This window comes from Micromonospora sp. NPDC005174 (genome assembly GCF_040608495.1).
In the GTDB taxonomy this organism is placed as follows: Bacteria; Actinomycetota; Actinomycetes; order Mycobacteriales; family Micromonosporaceae; genus Micromonospora.
In genome coordinates this window covers 1-19,162 of the sequence record NZ_JBEXIJ010000049.1, presented here as the reverse complement: position 1 = coordinate 19,162, position 19,162 = coordinate 1, and the positions used below count along the sequence as shown (strand labels likewise).

Sequence of the window (19,162 nt, the reverse complement as noted above, 5' to 3'; positions counted from 1 at the left end):
GGTGGCCGGCATGACGGCGACAAGCGGCCGGTCGGGTTCCGTGGCGCTGCTGCTGGCGTCCAGCACCGGTGGCGTCGGCCAACACGTCCGTTCGGTGGCGCGCGGGCTCGTGGCGTCCGGGGCGCACGTGCTGGTGTGCGGGCCGGCGGCGACGCAGGAGCAGTTCGACTTCACCGGCGTGGGCGCGCGTTTCGAACCGGTGGAGATCCCCGCCAGCCCGACCCCGGCCGACGCGCGGGCGGTGCTCGCCCTGCGGCGGGCGCTCGCGGCGGCCCCCGTCGACGTGGTGCACGCGCACGGCCTGCGTGCCGGTCTCGTCGCCGTCCTGGCCCGTCCGGCTGCCCCGCTGGTGGTGACCTGGCACAACGCGGTCCTCGCGGGTGGGCTGCGCGGCGGGGTCTCGCGGCTGGTCGAGCGGGTGGTGGCGCGCAACGCCCGGGTGGCTCTCGGTGCCTCCGCCGACCTGGTCGAGCGGGCCGCCGCGCTGGGCGCCGCCGATGCCCGCCTCGCCCCGGTCGCCGCCCCGACGCTGCCTGTGCCTCGTCGGCGTCGTGACGCCGTCCGCGCCGAGTTCGGCGTACGGCCGGAGCAGCCGTTGATCCTCTCGGTGGGGCGGCTGCACCCGCAGAAGCGCTACGACGTGCTGATCGACGCGGCGGCCCGCTGGCGTACGCGTACCCCACCGCCGGTCGTGGTCATCGCCGGGAGCGGCCCGGCGTACCTGGCGTTGGCCGCCCGGATCTCGGCGGCGCGCGCTCCGGTGACCCTGCTGGGGCACCGCACCGACGTGGCCGACCTGCTCGCCGGAGCCGACCTCGCGGTGGTGACCAGCGACTGGGAGGCGCGGCAGCTGTTCGCCCAGGAGGCGATGCGGGCCGGCGTACCGCTGGTGACGACCGCGGTGGGCGGCCTGCCGGAGCTGGTCGGTGACGCCGCCGCCCTGATCCCCTCGGTCGACGTGGACGCGGTGGACACGACCGTGCGCGCGCTGCTCGACGACCCGGCGGCGCGGGCCGAGCTGGGTCGGCGTGGCGCCGAACGGGCGGCGACGTGGCCCACCGAGACGGACACGGTGGCCGTGCTGGAGGCCCTGTACGCCGAACTGGCAGCCCATCCGGCGGCCCCCGGCTCCGACGCTTCGATGACGGGACACCGGTGATGGTGCGCCGACTCGCTCCGGCCCTGCTGACCGTGCTCGTGGTGGCGTTGGGCGTCGCCGCGCTGGCCGTCCGGCCGCCCCAGGGCGCCCCGCAGCGCACCGCCGACTTCGTGGTGCTCGCCGGGGTCGCGGGGCTGCGCTGGGAGGACGTCGACAAGCAGAGCACCCCGACGTTGTGGCGGATGGCCCAGGAGGGGTCGATCGGTTCCCTGTCGGTGCGGTCCGCGCACCGGCCCACCTGCCCGGTGGACGGCTGGCTGACCGTCGGCGCGGGCAGTTTCGCCGGGTGGAACGGCACCCGGCCCGACGGTGGCTGCCCGCCGGCCGGTGTGGCAGTGGAGCAGCCGGACGGGATCGGCGCGAACCTGCCCGACCAGGAGAGCGTGGTCCAGTACAACCAGCAGCGGCTGCCGTGGGGCACCCTGCCCGGGTCGCTGTCGGAGTCGGTGCGTTGCTCGGTCGCCGTGGGGCCGGGGGCCGCCGTGGCCGCCGCCCGCCCGTTCGGCCGGGTCGACAGGTACGCCGCGGGTCTGCCGGCCGATCCGCGTCGGCTGCTCGGTTCGTGCGTGCTGAGCATCGTCGACCTCGGCACGATCGAGGGGACCGACCCGGCGGCGCGCGCCGAGGAGGCGCGGGCGGCCGACGCCCAGTTGGCCCGGGTCCTGGCGGCCCGCCCGCCGCGGTCGTTGGTGCTGGTCGCCGGCATCTCCGACACCGAGCAGCCGTCGCGGCTGCATGTGGCGATCGCCGACGGGCCGGGCTGGGAGCGGGGCTGGCTCACCTCGGCCAGCACCGGCCGTGAGGGTTACCTCCAGCTCGTCGACCTCGCGCCGACGGCGCTGGCCGCGCTCGGGCGCCCGATGCCGGAGCGCCTGTTCCTCGGCCGACCGGCGGTCAGCACCGGCGGCCGACCGGCAGACCTGACCGAGGCGATCAACGCGCCGGCGGACGCCGACCGGGAGGCGTCCGCCCAGCGGAGCGTCTCCGGCGGGTTCTTCACACTGCTCGCCGGGCTGCAGGTGCTGCTGGCCCTGGCCGTGTTGCCGCTGCTGCGCCGCGCGCGACCGCACGCCGGCCCGGCCGGCCCCACTCCGGTCTCCGCCCGCGTCGTGGCGGTGGTGGAGCTGCTGCTGGTCGCGGCGGCGTTGACCGTGCCGGCCGCGTTGCTGGCCGACGCCGTCCCCTGGTGGCGGGGCGGGCATCCGGGGTGGATCTTCGCCGGGGTCACCGCGCTGCTGGTCGCGGTGGGCACCGCCGCGGTCCGGTTCGCTCCCGGGTACGCGAAGACGCTCGGCCCGTTCGGCGTGGTGGCCGGCCTCACGACACTTGTCATCGGGGTGGACGTGCTGACCGGCGCCCGACTCCAGCTCAACGGGGTGGTCGGCTACTCGGCGTTGCAGGGTGGCCGCTACGCCGGGCTGAGCACGGTCGGGCTGGGGGTGTTCCTCGCCGGCGCGCTGGTCACCGGCGGGTGGTTCGCCCAGCGCGTACACCGTCGGTGGAGGCCCGCGGTGATGGTCGCCGTGGGCGGCCTCGCCGTGGTGGTGGTCGGGAGCCCCTACCTGGGCGGCGACCCGGTCGGCGCGATCGCGCTGACCGCCGGGCTCAGCGTGGCGGCGGCGATCAGCGCCGGCGGCTGGCTGACCATCAGCCGACTGGCGTGGGCCACCATGGCCGCGCTGGCGGTCGGCATCGGCTTCGCCGTGGTGGACCTGCGCCGGCCGGCCGCCGAGCGGGGGAGCCTCGGCCGATTCCTGTCCGCGGTGGGCGACGGCACCGGCGGGTTCACCGTGCACCGGTCCAGCACCGCGAACTTCGAGACGTTGGTGAACAGCCCGTTGACCGTGCTGGCGCTGGCCGGTGGGCTGCTGGTGTGGTTCGCCCTGCTGCAGCCGTGGGGCGGGCTCATGCGGCTCTTCGGCATCTACCCGGCGGTGCGGGCCGCGCTGGGCGGCACGGCGGTCGCGGCGGTGCTGGGCGGCGTGCTCGACGGCGCGGCACTGGACGTGGCCGGCGCGGCGGCAGCCCTGGTGGTGCCGATGGCCGCGTTGACGTCCCTGCGGGTTCTCGGGCACGCCGCCGACCGCACGCGCCCCGGCACGGGCCGCGCCCGCGAGGACGAGGCGGACGACGGTTCGGGCGCCGGGGGCGCCGGGCCGGCCGGCGGGGGTGACGGTCCGAGCGGTGGCGGTGGACCGCTGGGAGCGGGTCACCCGCGGCCGATCAGCGGACCGCCCGCTGCGGCACCCCGCGCGGTCGTCCTGCGGCCGGAACCGGACCCGGGCGCGCCCGCGGAGCCCCCGGTGGCCGACGGGGACGACCGGCCGGAGGACCCGACGGCGGACGCCGGCACCACGGCACCGCCCGCTCCGGCGCAACGACGGCCGGCGGACGTCCCGGTGGCCCGGCCATCGAGCGAGGTTGCCACCTCCTGACCGCCGGACGCCGCCCGGGTGGCCCGTTCCTGTCCCACCCGGGGTGCGGCCTGCGAGTACCCGTCGTGAAGGTGTTACCGTGGAATCCCGTGGATCGCGTGATCACTTTGGTGATCGAGCACGGCGGTCTGCATGACCGCGACAGACGACACGGGAGCAGGCCTTGGCCCCATCAGCACGGACGACCAGGCACATTTTCGTCACCGGGGGCGTCGCCTCCTCGCTGGGTAAGGGCCTCACCGCCTCCAGCCTCGGCAACCTGTTGACCGCGCGCGGTCTGCGCGTGGTGATGCAGAAGCTCGACCCCTACCTGAACGTCGACCCGGGGACGATGAACCCGTTCCAGCACGGCGAGGTCTTCGTCACCGAGGACGGCGCCGAGACCGACCTCGACGTCGGGCACTACGAGCGGTTCCTCGACCGGGCGTTGTCCGGCAAGGCGAACGTCACCACCGGGCAGATCTACTCGGACGTGATCGCCAAGGAGCGCCGCGGCGAGTACCTGGGCGACACCGTCCAGGTCATCCCGCACATCACCAACGAGATCAAGGCGCGGATCCTGGCGATGGCGGACCCGGACGACGACGGCGTCCTGCCCGACGTCGTCATCACCGAGGTCGGCGGGACCGTCGGCGACATCGAGTCGCTGCCGTTCCTGGAGGCGATCCGCCAGGTCCGCCACGACCTGGGCCGGGACAACTGCTTCTACCTGCACGTCTCGCTGGTGCCGTACCTCGCGCCGTCGGGGGAGTTGAAGACCAAGCCGACCCAGCACTCCGTGGCGCAGCTGCGCAACATCGGTATCCAGCCGGACGCCATCGTGCTGCGGTGCGACCGGGAGATCCCGGAGAAGCTCAAGGAGAAGCTGTCGCTCTACTGCGACGTCGACCGCGAGGCGGTCGTCGCCGCACCGGACGCCCCGAGCATCTACGACATCCCCAAGGTGCTGCACCGCGAGGGTCTCGACGCGTACGTGGTGCGCCGGCTCGGGTTGTCGTTCCGGGACGTGGACTGGGCGAGCTGGGACGACCTGCTGGAGCGGGTGCACCGGCCCCGGCACACGGTGACCGTCGCGGTGGTCGGCAAGTACGTCGACCTGCCCGACGCGTACCTGTCGGTGAGCGAGGCGATCCGGGCGGCCGGGTTCGGTAACCGGTCCCGGGTGCAGCTCAAGTGGGTGCCCAGCGACGAGTGCGTCACCCCGGCCGGCGCGACGGCGGCCCTGGCCGGCGTGGACGGCATCCTCATCCCGGGCGGCTTCGGCGTGCGCGGCATCGAAGGCAAGATCGGCACGGCCCGGTACGCCCGCGAGAACGGCATCCCGCTGCTCGGCCTCTGCCTCGGCCTGCAGTGCATGACGATCGAGGTGGCCCGACACCTCGCCGGCCTGGACGGCGCGAACTCGCTGGAGTTCGACGAGCAGGCAGCGCACCCGGTCATCGCCACGATGGCCGACCAGGAGGACATCGTCGCCGGCAAGGGCGACCTGGGCGGCACCATGCGGCTCGGGGCGTACCCGGCGACGCTGACCGAGGGCTCAATCGTCGCCGAGGCGTACGGCAGCACCGACGTCAGCGAGCGGCACCGGCACCGTTACGAGGTCAACAACGCCTACCGGGACGCGCTGACCAAGGCGGGCCTGCACATCTCCGGCACCTCGCCGGACGGCCGGCTCGTCGAGTTCATCGAGCTGGACCGCGATCTGCACCCGTTCTTCGTGGCCACGCAGGCGCACCCGGAGCTCAAGAGCCGTCCCACCCGCCCGCACCCGCTGTTCGCGTCGTTCGTCAAGGCCGCCGTGGCGTACTCGCAGGCCGACCAGTTGCCGGTCGACATCGAGGCCGCGTCGGAGGCACCGTCCGCGCGCAGGGCCGCCCGCAACGGCGCCGCGTCGAAGGCGTCGGCGTGAGCGAGCAGGCTCAGCAGCGGGGCGACGGCGGGAGCGAGCACCGTTACGAGGTCCGCTCCCGCACCGAGCGCTACCGGGGGCCGATCTTCGAGGTGGTCACCGAGGAGGTGACCATGCCGGGCGGGGGCACCGGGCGGCGTGACCTGGTGCGGCACGTCGGGGCGGTCGCCGTGGTGGCCCTCGACGACGCCGGCCAGGTGGTGCTGATCCGGCAGTACCGGCACCCGATCGGCCGGCACCTGTGGGAGCTGCCAGCAGGCCTGACGGACGTCTCCGGCGAGGATTTGCCGGCCGCCGCGCTGCGGGAACTGGCCGAGGAGGCCGACCTGACCTCCGGGCGGATCGACGTGCTCGTCGACCTGCACAGCTCGCCCGGGTTCACCAACGAGATCGTCCGGGTCTTCCTGGCCCGCGACCTGGCCGACGTGCCGGCGGGGGAGCGGCACGAGCGCCACGACGAGGAGGCCGACCTCCAGGTCGTCCGCGTCGACCTGGACGAGGCCGTCGACATGGTCCTGGCCGGCGAGATCACCAACGCGTCCGCGGTGGCCGGGCTGCTCGCGGCGGCGCGCGGCCGGGACACGGGCTTCGCGGCGTTGCGCCGGGCGCAGGCACCGCTGCGGCGTTGATCGCCGCCGCCGGTCCAGCCGATCGGTGAGTACGCGCGAAGGGGCCCCGCGGTCAGCCGCGGGGCCCCTTCGTATGCCGTCGTGGCAGGTCAGTCCCGCAGCGGGCGGCCCTGCGCGTCCGTGCCGCCGTTGATGAGGATGAGGATTCCGTCGACGAAGCCCCAGATGCTGCCGAAGCCGAGGGTGCACACGCTGACGACGAGCTGCAGCACACCAATCTTGATGTCGCCTATGTAGAACCGGCCTGCGCCGAAGAAGCCCAGCACGATGCCGAGGACGCCCGCGACGACCTTGCTCTTGTCGGAAACGCCCTGGGGGTACCCGGGCTGCGGGTACCCCTGCTCGTAAGGAGGAGTGGTCATGGGCGGACACACTAGTGATCCACTCGTCCGCTGTCCGTACCGCCACTCGGCAGATGGGACGATAATGGGCGAACACTGTCCTGACGGTTGAGGTCACCCTCCCACCACCGGCCCGGTCCGTGCCCTGACACACCGTCAGGTCGCCCCGGCACCGGATGCCACTGTGCTGGCTCACGGCGGGGCGGGGCGCGCCTAGACTGCCGCCGGCGGGACCGGTGGACCGCGGCGGCAATGGGGCCGCCGTGGCACCGAGCAGTCGGGGGAGCTCAGCCCCGAAGAGAGGTGTCTGCATCGTGAAGGTCGGAATCCCCCGCGAGGTCAAGAACCACGAGTACCGCGTGGCGATCACGCCGGCGGGTGTCAACGAGTTCACCCGCAGCGGCCACCAGGTCTTCGTCGAGTCCGGCGCCGGCGTCGGCTCCAGCATCACCGACGAGGAGTTCGCCGCCGCCGGAGCGAAGATCCTCGACACCGCCGACGAGGTGTGGGAGACCGCCGAGCTGGTGCTCAAGGTCAAGGAGCCGATCGCCGAGGAGTACCACCGGATGCGCGAGGGGCAGGTGCTCTTCACCTACCTGCACCTGGCCGCCTCCAAGGGGTGCACGGACGCGCTGGTCGACCGCAAGGTCACCGGCATCGCGTACGAGACCGTCGAGCTGCCCGACAGGTCGCTGCCGCTGCTCGCGCCGATGTCCGAGGTCGCGGGCCGGCTCGCCCCGCAGGTGGGCGCGTTCTACATGATGCGTACCGGCGGTGGTCGAGGTGTGCTGCCCGGCGGCGTCTCCGGCGTGTACGCGGCCAAGACCGTCGTCATCGGCGCCGGCGTCTCCGGCATGAACGCCGCCGCCATCGCCCTGGGCCTGCAGTCCGAGGTCCTGCTGCTGGACAAGAACGTCGCCCGCCTGCGCCAGGCCGACGCCATCTACCGGGGTCACCTGCAGACCGTCGCCTCCAACGCGTACGAGATCGAGCGGGCCGTCCTCGACGCCGACCTGGTCATCGGCGCGGTGCTGGTGCCCGGCGCGAAGGCCCCGACGCTCATCCCCAACGAGCTGGTCTCCCGGATGAAGCCGGGCAGCGTGCTCGTCGACATCGCCATCGACCAGGGCGGCTGCTTCGAGGACTCGCGCCCCACCACGCACGCCGACCCGGTCTACAAGGTGCACGAGTCGATCTTCTACTGCGTGGCGAACATGCCCGGCGCGGTGCCGAACACCAGCACGTACGCGCTGACCAACGTCACCTTGCCGTACGCGCTGGAGCTGGCCAACCAGGGCTGGCGGGACGCGCTGCGCAACGACCCGGCGTTGGCGCTGGGCCTCAACACCCACGACGGCCAGGTCACCTACGGCCCGGTCGCCGAGGCGCACGGCATGCCCGTGCTCCCGCTGGCCGAGGTCCTGGGCTGACCGACTCCACTGTCGAACGGGCCGGTGCGGGCGTCGAGCCCGCGCCGGCCCTGCGCCGTGCCGTGCGCGGCTACCTCGACCACCTCACCGTCGAGCGCGGCCTGTCCGCGAACACCCTCGCCTCGTACCGCCGGGATCTGGACCGTTATCTGACGACCCTGACCGAGGCCGGCGTCGCCGACCTCGCGTCGGTCGCCCCCGGCGTCGTCGAGTCGCACCTGGCCCGACTGCGCGCCGGAGACGACGACCACCCGCCCCTGGCCGTGTCGTCGGCCGCCCGCGCGGCCAGCGCGGTTCGCGGCCTGCACCGGTTCGCCCTGCGCGAGGGGCTCGCCGGCGCCGACCCGAGCCGGGACGTCCGCCCGCCCACCCCGCCGCGCCGGCTACCCCGCGCGCTGGGGGTCGACGACGTGGTCCGGCTGCTGGAGACCGCCGGCCCGGTCACCGCCACCGGCGACGGCGCGGCGCTCGCGCTGCGCGACCGGGCGCTGTTGGAGTTCCTGTACGGCACCGGCGCGCGGATCTCCGAGGCGATCGGCACCGCCATCGACGACCTGGACGTCGACGAGGGCGCCGTGCTGCTGCGCGGCAAGGGCGGCCGGATGCGCCTCGTCCCGATCGGCGGGTACGCCGTCGACGCGGTCCGCGCCTACCTGGTCCGGGCCCGCCCCGCCCTGGCCGCCGCCGGCCGGGGCACCCCCGCGGTCTTCCTCAACGCCCGGGGCGGCGCGCTGTCCCGGCAGGGCGCCTGGATGATCCTGCGCCACGCCGCCGCCCGCGCCGGACTGCCGGTCGACGGACCGTCGGCGGTGTCCCCGCACACCCTGCGCCACTCGTACGCGACACACCTGCTCGACGGCGGCGCCGACGTGCGGGTCGTCCAGGAACTGCTCGGCCACGCCTCGGTGACCACCACGCAGGTCTACACCCTCGTCACCGTCGAACGGCTGCGCGAGGTGTACGCCACGGCCCACCCGCGCGCCCGCGACTGACGCCCGGCCAGCACCGACCCCGACACGCCGGGCCGGTGCCGAACGCCCTGCTGGTCGGTGGCGTACAGTCGGCATCGGCGCGGACCTCCTGGGGCGACACGACCGGGGTGCGCAGCGGCGCCGCGAAGGACGTCGGACGGCTCCGACGCCGGGTGGGTCGTCGGGAGGGGGCAACGAGCACATGGCTGGCAACGGTGACCGTGCCGAGACGTGGACGTCGGAGCTCCGCGAGCAGCAGGCCGCTCTCGGAAACGACCTGGGTCCGGCCGACCCGGCCGCCTACACGATGCGCAAGCCCATCCCCGAGCCGATGCCCACTGATCGGCACGGTCCGGCGCGCATTATCGCGATGGCCAACCAGAAGGGTGGCGTCGGCAAGACCACCACCACCATCAACCTGGGCGCCGCTCTCGCCGAGTACGGCCGCAAGGTGCTGCTCGTCGACTTCGACCCGCAGGGCGCGCTCTCGGTGGGCCTGGGCGTCAACCCGCACAACCTCGACCTGTCGATCTACAACCTGCTCATGCAGGACGACATCATCGCCGAGGACGTCGTCATCAAGACCGACGTCGCGGGCCTGCACCTGCTGCCGGCCAACATCGACCTCTCCGCCGCCGAGATCCAGCTCGTCAACGAGGTCGCCCGGGAGATGGCCCTGGCCCGGGTCCTGCGTACGGTCCGCAAGGAGTACGACTACATCCTGATCGACTGCCAGCCCTCACTCGGCCTGCTGGCGATCAACGCGCTGACCGTCGCACACGGCGTGCTCATCCCGCTCGAGTGCGAGTTCTTCAGCCTGCGTGGTGTGGCCCTGCTGCTGGACACCATCGACAAGGTGCGTGAACGTCTCAACTTCGACCTGGAGCTCGAGGGCATCCTCGCCACCATGTACGACAGCCGCACCACCCACTGCCGCCAGGTGTTGCAGCGGGTGGTCGAGGCGTTCGGCGACAAGGTCTACCAGACGGTCATCACCAAGACGGTGAAGTTCCCCGAGTCCACCGTGGCCGGTGCCCCGATCACGACGATGGACCCGGCCTCCTCCGGGGCACGCAACTACCGTCAGCTGGCCCGCGAGGTGATCGCCGCCCAGTCGGAGCGGTAGCCGGAACGCCCGGTGCCCGCCTCGTGGACTACGGTCGTGCGGTGACCGCGCCACCCCTCGACCCGCCCGACACCGCCGATCCGGCCGTGGTCGACGGTGCGCAGTCCGCCGGGTTCACGGTGCGACTGGCCAACTTCACCGGCCCCTTCGACCTGCTGTTGCAGCTCATCGGCAAACACAAGCTCGACGTCACCGAGGTGGCCCTGCACACGGTCACGGACGAGTTCATCGCCTACATCCGGGCCATGGGCGACGACTGGGACCTCGACGAGGCCAGCGAGTTCCTGCTCATCGCCGCGACCCTGCTCGACCTGAAGGCCGCCCGGCTGCTGCCCTCCGCCGACGTGGAGGACGAGGAGGACCTCGCCCTGCTGGAGGCCCGCGACCTGCTCTTCGCCCGCCTGTTGCAGTACAAGGCGTACAAGGAGGCGGCGGCTCACATCGCCGAGTTGGAGGCGGTCGGCGGCCGGCGCTATCCCCGCGCGGTGAGTCTGGAGCCCCGCTACGCCGAGGCGCTGCCCGACCTGGTGCTCGGCATCGGCCCGCAGCGGCTGCTGAAGCTGGCCGTGAAGGCGATGACCCCGAAGGTGGCGCCGGAGGTGTCCATCGCCCACGTGCACATGGTGCGGGTCAGCGTGCGGGAACACGCGGCGATCCTCACCGCCCGGCTACGCCGTGCCGGCACGGCGACGTTCTCGCTGCTCTGCGCCGACTGTGAGGCCACCCTGGAGGTGGTGGCGCGGTTCCTGGCGCTGCTGGAGCTGTACCGGGAGGGCCTGGTGGCCTTCGTGCAGGAGCAGGCCCTGGAGGAGCTGACCGTCCGCTGGACGGGCCCCGCCGACGGCGAAACCGACCTGCACGTCGACGAGTACGCCGGCGCCGCAGCCGAGTCCGACCCACCCACCGAACCCGCCCCGCCCATCGGGCAGGACGCGGCGGGGCCGGTGGTGGCGGGGGAGGCCGGCGGTTCGGCCGGGACGGGAACGACGGAGGGTGAGCCGGATGAGTGACGAGGAACGCCGCGACTCGCTGGCCGACCAGGCCGCCGCCTGGGTTCCTCCGTGGGAACGCCCGCCGGCCCCCACCACCGCACCCGCCCAGGCGGAGGCCGCACCTGCCGAAGGGGAAACCGCCCCCGCTGGGGTGGAGTCGGCCCCCGCTGAGATGGAGGCCGCCCCCACTGAGGTGGAGTCGCCTTCCGCTGAGGTGGAGAAGGCCTCCGCTGAGGCAGAGACGGCACCTGCCGAGCCAGGGACCGCTTCCGCTGAGGCCGCTGATCCAGCCGAGCCGAGCGTGGCCGCCGACACCACAGTGGCGATCGGGTCCAGCGAGACGGCCGAGCCCGCCGTTTCCGCGGAGGCGGCGACAACACCAGCGGTGGCAACCGAGGCCGACGAGGGCCGGGTGACCACTGGGGCCGACGAGGGCCGGGTGACGACCGGGGCCGACGAGGGCCCGGTGCCGGCTGGGGCGGCGGGTCGGGGCGTACCCCGGCGGGAGCCCGTGGGGCGGCGGCGGGCGACGGTCGTGCCGGAGCCCGCGCCCGACCTGCCCGACGCCGAGCTGCGCGGCGCGCTGGAGGCGATTCTCCTGGTGGTGGACGAACCGGTCAGCGAGCTGGTCCTGGCCCAGGTGCTCGAGCAACCGGCCGAGCGGATCGGGCCGATGCTCGACGACATCGCGGCCGGCTACACGGCCGCCGGGTACGGGTTCGAGCTGCGCCGGGCGGCCGGCGGTTGGCGGTTGTACACCCGGCCGGAATACGCTACGTACGTCGAGCGGTTCGTCCTGGACGGGCAGTCCGTGCGGCTGACCCAGGCGGCGTTGGAGACTCTGGCCGTGGTCGCGTACAAGCAGCCGGTGACCCGGTCGCGGATCTCGGCCATCCGGGGTGTCAACTGCGACGGCGTCATCCGTACGCTTGTCACTCGCGGCCTCGTCGAGGAGTGCGGCACCGAATCGGACAGCGGGGCGTTCCTGTACCGGACCACCACGCTGTTCCTGGAGAAGCTCGGGCTGAACACCGTCGACGAATTGCCACCTCTCGCACCCTTCCTGCCCGACGACGTAGAAGAGCTTGCCGATGCGACCCGATAACCGTTCCCCGAAGTCCGACGCCCCCGTCTACGAGGGCGCGGAACGCCTGCAGAAGGTGCTCGCCGCCGCCGGCGTGGGTTCCCGCCGTGCCTGTGAGGACCTGATCTTCCGGCGTCGGGTCACCGTGGACGGGCGCGTGGCCAAGCTCGGCGACAAGGTCGACCCGGCCAACGCCGTGATCCACGTGGACGGCGAGCGCCTCCAGGTCGACGTCCGCCTCGTCTACGTGGCGATGAACAAGCCGCGCGGTGTGGTCACCACCATGTCGGACGACAAGGGGCGCAACGAACTGGCCGAGTTCATCGGTAACCGGTTGGACCAGCGGGTCTACCACGTCGGGCGGCTCGACGCGGACAGCGAGGGCCTGCTGCTGCTCACCAACGACGGCAACCTCGCGCACAAGCTCATGCACCCCTCGTACGAGGTGCTGAAGACCTACCTGGCCGAGGTGGTCGGGCCGATCCCGCGCAACCTGAGCAAGCGGCTCCTCGCCGGTATCGAGCTGGAGGACGGGCCGGTCAAGGTCGACTCGTTCAAGGTGGTGGGCACCCTGGGCAAGAGCGCCCAGGTGGAGCTGAGCCTGCACGAGGGCCGCAAGCACATCGTCCGGCGGTTGATGGACGAGGTCGGGCACCCGGTCACCCGTCTGGTGCGTACCTCGATCGGACCGATCCGGTTGGGCGATCTGCGCACCGGGCGTCTCCGGCGCCTGACCAACGCGGAGGTCGCAGCCCTGTTCCGCGCGGTGGGTGACTGACCCCCGAGTTCGGGGTACGGCTGCCGGTAGGCTCCGCAGCGGCCGGGAAGCGGCCGCCGGAGGTGGCGTGGGTCGCCCCGGGCGGCGTCGCGCGCGGGCCCGACGAGGGCCCCGGGCATGATGGACGACGATGGACAACCGCTTGCGGCGCCAGCACCGGGCGATCCGCGAGGTACGGGCTGAGGAGGACACGGTGGAGAAAAACGTACGGGCCGAGCGATGTGTGGTCGCTGTGGACGGGCCGTCCGGTTCGGGAAAGTCCACCGTGTCGCGGCGACTCGCCGTGAGCATCGGTGCGCGCTACCTGGACACGGGGGCGATGTACCGGGCGATCACGTGGGCCGTGCTGCGCTCCGGCGTGGACCTGACCGACGCCGCGTCGGTGGCCAAGGTCGCCGGCGAGGTCAAGCTGCACATCGGCACCCACCCGCAGGGGTACGCCGTGACCGTCGACGGTGTGGGCGTGGACGCGTACATCCGCGGCCCCGAGGTGACCCAGGCGGTGTCCGCCGTCGCCGCCGTGCCGGCGGTGCGGGAGCTGCTGGTGAACCGGCAGCGCGAGATGATCGTCAACGCGGGTCGGATGGTGGTCGAGGGCCGGGACATCGGCTCGGTCGTGGCGCCGGACGCCGACCTGAAGGTCTTCCTGACCGCCTCCGAGGCCGCGCGCGCGGCCCGGCGTAGCGCCGAGGACGCCTCCGACGTGGCGGCGACCGCCGCCGACCTGGCCCGCCGCGATCGGCTCGACTCGACCCGCAAGGTCAACCCGCTGGCCCAGGCGCCGGATGCCGTCGTGCTGGACACCACCGAGCTGGGCATCGACCAGGTCGTGGCCCGGCTGCGTGACCTGCTCATCGAGCGGGGCGTGGCATGAGCAGTGATGGAATCGGCTGGGTCGAGCTGCGCGAGCCTGACCTCGCCGTCGAGGAACCGACCGGCCCGCAGCCGGTGGTGGCCGTGGTGGGCCGTCCCAACGTGGGCAAGTCCACCCTCGTCAACCGGATCATCGGCCGTCGGCAGGCGGTCGTGGAGGACATCCCCGGGGTGACCCGGGACCGGGTGCCGTACGACGCGCAGTGGAACGGCCGGTCGTTCACCGTGGTGGACACCGGCGGTTGGGAACCGGACGCGAAGGACCGCGCGGCGGCCATCGCCGCGCAGGCCGAGACGGCGGTGGTCACCGCCGACGTGGTCCTCTTCGTGGTCGACGCCATGGTCGGCTCGACCGACGTGGACGAGGCCGCGGTGAAGATGCTGCGCCGCAGCGCCAAGCCGGTGATCCTGGTGGCGAACAAGGCCGACAACACCTCCATCGAGATGGAGGCCGTGTCGCTCTGGGGGCTCGGCCTCGGTGAGCCGTTCCCGGTGTCCGCCCTGCACGGGCGCGGTTCCGGCGACCTGCTGGACGCCATTCTCGCCGCGCTGCCGGAGGCCCCGGCGATCGTCGAGAACCGGCCGCGTGGGCCGCGCCGGGTGGCGCTGGTCGGCCGGCCGAACGTGGGCAAGTCCAGCCTGCTCAACCGGTTCTCCGGCGAGGAGCGGGCGGTCGTCGACTCGGTCGCCGGCACCACAGTGGACCCGGTCGACAGCCTGGTTGAGATCGGTGGCCAGACCTGGCAGCTGGTCGACACGGCCGGCCTGCGCAAGCGCGTCGGCAAGGCCAGCGGCACCGAGTACTACGCCAGCCTGCGCACCGCCGGCGCGATCGAGGCCGCCGAGGTGGCCGTCGTGCTCCTGGACGCCAGCGAGCCGATCAGCGAGCAGGACCAGCGGATCCTGTCGATGGTGACCGAGGCCGGCCGGGCGCTGGTCATCGCGTTCAACAAGTGGGACCTGGTCGACGCCGACCGCCGGTTCTACCTCGACAAGGAGATCGACCGGGAGCTGCGCCGCATCCCCTGGGCGATCCGACTGAACCTGTCGGCCATGACCGGCCGCGCTGTCGACAAGCTGGCCCCGGCCCTCAACAAGGCCCTGGCGAGCTGGGAACTCCGCGTACCGACCGCGCACCTCAACCAGTGGCTCACCGCACTCGTGCAGGCCACCCCGCACCCGGTGCGCGGCGGCCGCGCGCCCCGCATCCTGTTCGCCACGCAGGCAGGGGTGGCCCCGCCGCGGTTCGTGCTCTTCACCACGGGCCCGCTCGACGCCGGCTACCAGCGGTTCGTCGAGCGCAAGCTCCGCGAGGAATTCGGGTACGAGGGCAGCCCCATCGAGATCTCCGTACGCCCGCGCAAGAAGCTCGGCCCCGGCGGCCGGGGCAAGGCGCACGGCTGATTCCTGGCGCTTTCTCGGGTGGGCCAGACGGTTACCGTCTGGCCCACCCTCCTAGGACGCTTTAGGGGTTGTGGGGTGGTTCGCTGCCCCGACAACGCGGGTGGGGCCTGTGCGGACGGCTCGGGAGTGCTGCGCTAAGCTGTACCGGCTGTCGCAGGGGGAACTCTGCGGGGGCGGGACGTGGCGCAGCTTGGTAGCGCACTTGACTGGGGGTCAAGGGGTCGTCGGTTCGAATCCGGCCGTCCCGACAGCGAGAGGGTTTCCGCAGGTCAGTGACCTGCGGAAACCCTCTTCTCATTGCTCGGCATGGATGCCCGGTCTAGCACGCCGCTGTTGGACTCCTTGACTCGGGCAGGTTGTCATGTCACTACTGGATCTTCAGAAGCTCTCCATCGGACTCTCCCGGACCTGGGCCGGTTTCTTGCGTGACTGGGACCGGTCACTGCGGGCCGGGAACTATCCGCAGACCACCCGCTACAACTATTTGCTCGCTGCCGCACAGTTGGGTCGGTATCTGGGGGAGTTGTCCCCGGATCCGGACGCCGACGACGCGGCCGAGGACCCGTGCGCGGTGACCCGCGCGCACGTGGAGGCGTTCCAGGCCTGGATGATCGACACGCGGTCCGCGTCAACCGCCTTGAACAAGCACAAGGGGTTGCAGCAGTTCTTCAAGTGGCTGCTTGTCGACGAGCAGGCCATCGACCGCTCACCTATGGAGCGTGTTCGGCAGCCCAAGACGCCCCGCAAGCTGATCCCGGTCATGCGTGACGAGGACACTGGCAAACTCCTCAACGCGTGCAAGGGCAAGGGCTTCGCCAATCTGCGTGACGAGGCGTTGATCCGGCTGTACTGCAACACCGGCGCCCGCCTGTCCGAGGTCGGCAACCTCCTGTTGTCCGATATCGACCTCAACACCGAGTCGGTGCACTTTCACGGCAAGGGCGCGAAGGATCGGCGAGTACGGTTCGGACCCAAGACCGCCCGAGCCCTGAGCCGCTACATGCGCGCCCGGGACAAGCACAAGGGAGCTGGCCTGCCGAACTTGTGGCTGGCCGAACGAGGCACCGCGGCCTTGAATCCGAACGGAATCAAGATCCTCCTCAAGAGGCTGGGCAAAGCGGCCGGAGTGCCGGACGTGCACGCGCACCGGTGGCGGCACAACTTCGCGCACGAATGGAAACGCGCCGGTGGAGACACCGGCGACCTGATGCTCCTGCTGGGCTGGACATCGGAAGACATGCCCCGTCACTACGGCGCGAGCGCGGCGGCTGAGCGGGCGCAGGAGACGCAGGCACGACTGGGTATCGGCGAGCGCGTGTAGATCGGCTAGTCGACGCGATCACGCACGGCAGGGTCCGAGCGTGATCGCGTCGGGGCAACGCAGGTTGGACGAGCCGGCGCCGTCGGAGATGAAAAGTTGGCGGAGTACGTCAAGACGCACGTTGTGGCTCGGCGGAATTCCCGCAGGGGGCCGAAGTGCGGCGGAGCACCTAATTGGTGCCTTGCGGTGTCTGTACAAGAGGGCGGAAGCTGATGGTTTCATCGCAGCGTCTGACAATCCTGCTTCGGAGGTGGCGAAGCTGCGTCGTTTTCCAAGCGCGTGTCGGGCGGTGGCGGACACTCGACTGGCTGAGATCGACGAGGTTGCGGCCAGCACGGGTAACGACCTGGCCCGCGACACGTTGCTCTTGTGGCTGCACACCGAAACGGCGAGTCGGGCGAGTCGGCGGGGCGGGGCTCTGGCGCTCCCTCCGGTTGACCTTGACCCGGACCAATGTTTGATTCTGCCTCCAGAGAGGGGACGTCGGTACGTTGCAGCCAGTGGCTCCGACGCTAATGAGATACATGCAGAGGCATGCTGAGGAGCGGGGCGCGACGGAGGACGGGGCAGCTGCGCTATCGGGATGGTGAGCCCATCACCTACCGGTGCTATGAGCACCTGTGGGTGCGGATCGGCGAGCAACCTCAGTGGGTGTATGTGCAGCAGATCACTACGCACTGGCTGCGACACACGACGCTAACGTGAGTTGGGCGGAATCTTGGCTACGCTGTGGCTCGCGAGTATGCAGGACATCCCGGTAGTGGCAGTGACGCCGACACCACCACCTATGTTCGAGCGAGCCTCTACGAGGTCTGCCGTTGCCTTGGCGGCTCTCACCCATGAGCCTCCTCCTCTAGCGTGACGCGAGGAGATGAGTGCATCCGGCCCCCGCACATGTGCTCCCCACACCCGCTGGGCGTCGGCCGCCACGATAAAACACAACAAGCGGGGGCGCCTGAGCGCGGGTACGCCCGGCACGTTGCCCCACCCCCACGGGCGTGGGGCGCACCGCGACTGCGGTGACGTTATGGCCTCCGCCCCGGCTTTGGGCATGAGGAGCACAGCCGGCTGATGGGCGCGTACGACAGACGGCGCTGCCCACCCTCACGGGCGTGGGGAGCACGACGCGATGGCGGCGGTCGCCAAGCGGTCGAACGGCCCACCCCCACGGGCGTGGGGAGCACTGGCCGAGGACCTCCCAGCGGGTCGCCTGCGGCGGCCCACCCCCACGGGCGTGGGGAGCACGCTTGATGCTGCGGATCCGGGCCACGTCGTGCCGGCCCACCCCCACGGGCGTGGGGAGCACCTGAGGACTACCTATCCCGACCAAGCGTGCAACGGCCCACCCCCACGGGCGTGGGGAGCACTCCAATCCGCGTCGAGGCTGTCGTTCCTCGTTCGGCCCACCCCCACGGGCGTGGGGAGCACCGTCCGACGCTGGTCCGATCAACGACGGGTGGGGGCCCACCCCCACGGGCGTGGGGAGCACGGGCCAGCGACTCGGCCACGTTGGCGTTGGCCAGGCCCACCCCCACGGGCGTGGGGAGCACACCAGAAGCACATCCGGGTCTACATCGACCAGAGGCCCACCCCCACGGGCGTGGGGAGCACGGCGAACGCGGCCCGGGATGCGGCTGCGGCGGAGGCCCACCCCCACGGGCGTGGGGAGCACACGTAGGCGTGCCACCACCCGTCATCGCCCTGCGGCCCACCCCCACGGGCGTGGGGAGCACCCGGGTTGGTGCGTAGCTCCATCGTGGAACCCCGGCCCACCCCCACGGGCGTGGGGAGCACGGTGAACGGGAGGTTGTTCATGGTCGGACTTCCGGCCCACCCCCACGGGCGTGGGGAGCACCCTTTCTGAACTGGGCATTTAGGAGGCGGTGTGCAGGTTCTCGGTGAGGTCCGACTGCTTGTCGTACCTCTGTGGTCTGCTCCGGTGGCACACCGTAGTGGCCCTTCTCTCCTGCTGTAGGCGGCGCGATGACGATTGACCATTCGAACGTGGATCTTCGGTTATGGGGCAAGTCGCGGGGGCTTTCAGCACCGTACCCGCTGATCTGGCACCTGGTGGACACCGGTGCAGTGGCCGGGCGGCTGTGGGACCGGTACCTGACCGCAGGTCAGCGCAGGGTGATTTGCTTTGGCCTTGGTGTGGATGAGGACCAGGCGAAGCGGTTGGTGATGGTGTGGGCAAGTCTTCATGACCTTGGGAAGGCGACGCCAGGTTTCCAGGAGCAGGATCGGGCGGCGGCTTCGGCGCTTCGAGTAGATCCGGCATACGGCGATTGGCTTTTGGGGAACTTGCCGCATGATCGGGCGACGCAGGTGTCGTTGGTAAGGCTGCTCGCAGACTATGGCTACGAGAGCCTTGGGCCGTCGGGTACGCGTCCATGTGTGTTGGTCGCGCAGACGCTTGGGGGTCACCACGGCCGGTTCCACCAGGTGAGTCGCAGCGATCGGCGGTTCCTTGGTGGCGGTGGGTGGGAGCGGCAGCGGGCGGCCCTGGTTCGGGTTTTGGATCAGGCTTTGGGTAGCCCGAAGGCGCCGTCGTCGGTGGCTGGTCCGTGTCTGGTGCTGATCACGGGTTTGGTGATCCTGGCGGATTGGCTGGCTAGTACTCCAGCAGGAGATCCGTTCTGACCTGCTGTGGTGGTGTGGTTTTGTCCGTGGGCATGAAGCAGCCACCGCTGAGTCTCGTGGTTGTGTG

The 19,162-nt window shown here is 71.7% G+C and carries 15 protein-coding genes, 1 tRNA gene and 1 CRISPR repeat array; of the genes, 15 read left to right on the top strand and 1 reads right to left on the bottom strand.

What is annotated here, in order from left to right:
• Nucleotides 1-10 precede the first annotated feature (10 nt).
• From ABZU91_RS31255 to ABZU91_RS31240, 4 genes are all read left to right on the top strand, one after another.
• Nucleotides 11-1,159, top strand: coding sequence for a glycosyltransferase family 4 protein (locus ABZU91_RS31255; protein WP_355248401.1), 1,149 nt, complete (start codon nucleotides 11-13; stop codon nucleotides 1,157-1,159).
• The gene (locus tag ABZU91_RS31250; RefSeq protein ID WP_355248398.1) at nucleotides 1,159-3,594 is read left to right on the top strand and encodes a hypothetical protein; all 2,436 of its coding nucleotides are present in this window, start codon (nucleotides 1,159-1,161) and stop codon (nucleotides 3,592-3,594) included. Before ABZU91_RS31255 ends, ABZU91_RS31250 begins: the two co-directional genes overlap by 1 nt.
• A gap of 163 nt (nucleotides 3,595-3,757) precedes the next feature.
• Entirely contained in the window at nucleotides 3,758-5,503 is a 1,746-nt protein-coding gene (locus ABZU91_RS31245) for a CTP synthase (RefSeq protein WP_355248395.1), read from the top strand.
• The gene (locus ABZU91_RS31240; protein ID WP_355248392.1) at nucleotides 5,500-6,132 is read left to right on the top strand and encodes an NUDIX hydrolase; all 633 of its coding nucleotides are present in this window, start codon (nucleotides 5,500-5,502) and stop codon (nucleotides 6,130-6,132) included. The genes ABZU91_RS31245 and ABZU91_RS31240 overlap by 4 nt, the downstream gene beginning before the upstream one ends.
• Nucleotides 6,133-6,221: 89 nt before the next feature.
• On the opposite strand, the gene ABZU91_RS31235 is transcribed toward ABZU91_RS31240, so the two are convergent.
• On the bottom strand, nucleotides 6,222-6,560 hold the full coding sequence (locus ABZU91_RS31235) for a TM2 domain-containing protein (RefSeq protein ID WP_355248446.1): 339 nt from the start codon (nucleotides 6,558-6,560) through the stop codon (nucleotides 6,222-6,224).
• A gap of 227 nt (nucleotides 6,561-6,787) precedes the next feature.
• Between ABZU91_RS31235 and ald the strand changes: the two genes are divergently transcribed.
• The 11 genes from ald to ABZU91_RS31180 all read left to right on the top strand — a co-directional run bounded on the left by ald (nucleotide 6,788) and on the right by ABZU91_RS31180 (nucleotide 19,095).
• Nucleotides 6,788-7,903 (top strand): alanine dehydrogenase, encoded by a 1,116-nt coding sequence (gene ald, locus ABZU91_RS31230; RefSeq protein ID WP_355248389.1) that lies wholly within the window; start codon nucleotides 6,788-6,790, stop codon nucleotides 7,901-7,903.
• Nucleotides 7,900-8,895 (top strand): site-specific tyrosine recombinase XerD, encoded by a 996-nt coding sequence (locus ABZU91_RS31225; RefSeq protein WP_355248443.1) that lies wholly within the window; start codon nucleotides 7,900-7,902, stop codon nucleotides 8,893-8,895. Before ald ends, ABZU91_RS31225 begins: the two co-directional genes overlap by 4 nt.
• Before the next feature lie 181 nt (nucleotides 8,896-9,076).
• Nucleotides 9,077-10,000, top strand: a complete 924-nt coding sequence (locus ABZU91_RS31220; protein ID WP_355248386.1) for an AAA family ATPase — start codon at nucleotides 9,077-9,079, stop codon at nucleotides 9,998-10,000.
• A gap of 41 nt (nucleotides 10,001-10,041) precedes the next feature.
• The gene (locus ABZU91_RS31215; protein ID WP_355248383.1) at nucleotides 10,042-11,010 is read left to right on the top strand and encodes a segregation/condensation protein A; all 969 of its coding nucleotides are present in this window, start codon (nucleotides 10,042-10,044) and stop codon (nucleotides 11,008-11,010) included.
• Nucleotides 11,003-12,097 (top strand): SMC-Scp complex subunit ScpB, encoded by a 1,095-nt coding sequence (scpB, locus tag ABZU91_RS31210; RefSeq protein WP_355248380.1) that lies wholly within the window; start codon nucleotides 11,003-11,005, stop codon nucleotides 12,095-12,097. Before ABZU91_RS31215 ends, scpB begins: the two co-directional genes overlap by 8 nt.
• On the top strand, nucleotides 12,084-12,854 hold the full coding sequence (locus tag ABZU91_RS31205; protein WP_355248377.1) for a pseudouridine synthase: 771 nt from the start codon (nucleotides 12,084-12,086) through the stop codon (nucleotides 12,852-12,854). Before scpB ends, ABZU91_RS31205 begins: the two co-directional genes overlap by 14 nt.
• Before the next feature lie 193 nt (nucleotides 12,855-13,047).
• Complete coding sequence (gene cmk, locus ABZU91_RS31200) at nucleotides 13,048-13,728, top strand: (d)CMP kinase (protein WP_355248440.1); 681 nt, start codon at nucleotides 13,048-13,050, stop codon at nucleotides 13,726-13,728.
• Nucleotides 13,725-15,131, top strand: coding sequence for a ribosome biogenesis GTPase Der (der, locus tag ABZU91_RS31195; RefSeq protein ID WP_355248375.1), 1,407 nt, complete (start codon nucleotides 13,725-13,727; stop codon nucleotides 15,129-15,131). The genes cmk and der overlap by 4 nt, the downstream gene beginning before the upstream one ends.
• A gap of 174 nt (nucleotides 15,132-15,305) precedes the next feature.
• A tRNA-Pro gene (locus ABZU91_RS31190) sits at nucleotides 15,306-15,379 on the top strand.
• A 113-nt stretch (nucleotides 15,380-15,492) separates the two neighbouring features.
• The gene (locus tag ABZU91_RS31185; protein ID WP_355248372.1) at nucleotides 15,493-16,452 is read left to right on the top strand and encodes a tyrosine-type recombinase/integrase; all 960 of its coding nucleotides are present in this window, start codon (nucleotides 15,493-15,495) and stop codon (nucleotides 16,450-16,452) included.
• Between the two features lie 1,095 nt (nucleotides 16,453-17,547).
• Nucleotides 17,548-18,307: a CRISPR direct-repeat array (repeat unit 28 nt; unit sequence GGCCCACCCCCACGGGCGTGGGGAGCAC).
• Between the two features lie 128 nt (nucleotides 18,308-18,435).
• Nucleotides 18,436-19,095 (top strand): CRISPR-associated endonuclease Cas3'', encoded by a 660-nt coding sequence (locus ABZU91_RS31180; protein WP_355248369.1) that lies wholly within the window; start codon nucleotides 18,436-18,438, stop codon nucleotides 19,093-19,095.
• Nucleotides 19,096-19,162 lie beyond the last annotated feature (67 nt).

What these genes read in the sequence shown, in the direction of transcription:
- ABZU91_RS31255 (WP_355248401.1), top strand. Translation starts at nt 11, where the DNA reads ATGACGGCGACAAGCGGCCGGTCGGGTTCCGTGGCGCTGCTGCTGGCG.
- ABZU91_RS31250 (WP_355248398.1), top strand. Translation starts at nt 1,159, where the DNA reads ATGGTGCGCCGACTCGCTCCGGCCCTGCTGACCGTGCTCGTGGTGGCG.
- ABZU91_RS31220 (WP_355248386.1), top strand. Translation starts at nt 9,077, where the DNA reads ATGGCTGGCAACGGTGACCGTGCCGAGACGTGGACGTCGGAGCTCCGC.
- scpB (WP_355248380.1), top strand. Translation starts at nt 11,003, where the DNA reads ATGAGTGACGAGGAACGCCGCGACTCGCTGGCCGACCAGGCCGCCGCC.
- ABZU91_RS31205 (WP_355248377.1), top strand. Translation starts at nt 12,084, where the DNA reads ATGCGACCCGATAACCGTTCCCCGAAGTCCGACGCCCCCGTCTACGAG.
- der (WP_355248375.1), top strand. Translation starts at nt 13,725, where the DNA reads ATGAGCAGTGATGGAATCGGCTGGGTCGAGCTGCGCGAGCCTGACCTC.
- ABZU91_RS31185 (WP_355248372.1), top strand. Translation starts at nt 15,493, where the DNA reads ATGTCACTACTGGATCTTCAGAAGCTCTCCATCGGACTCTCCCGGACC.
- ABZU91_RS31180 (WP_355248369.1), top strand. Translation starts at nt 18,436, where the DNA reads ATGACGATTGACCATTCGAACGTGGATCTTCGGTTATGGGGCAAGTCG.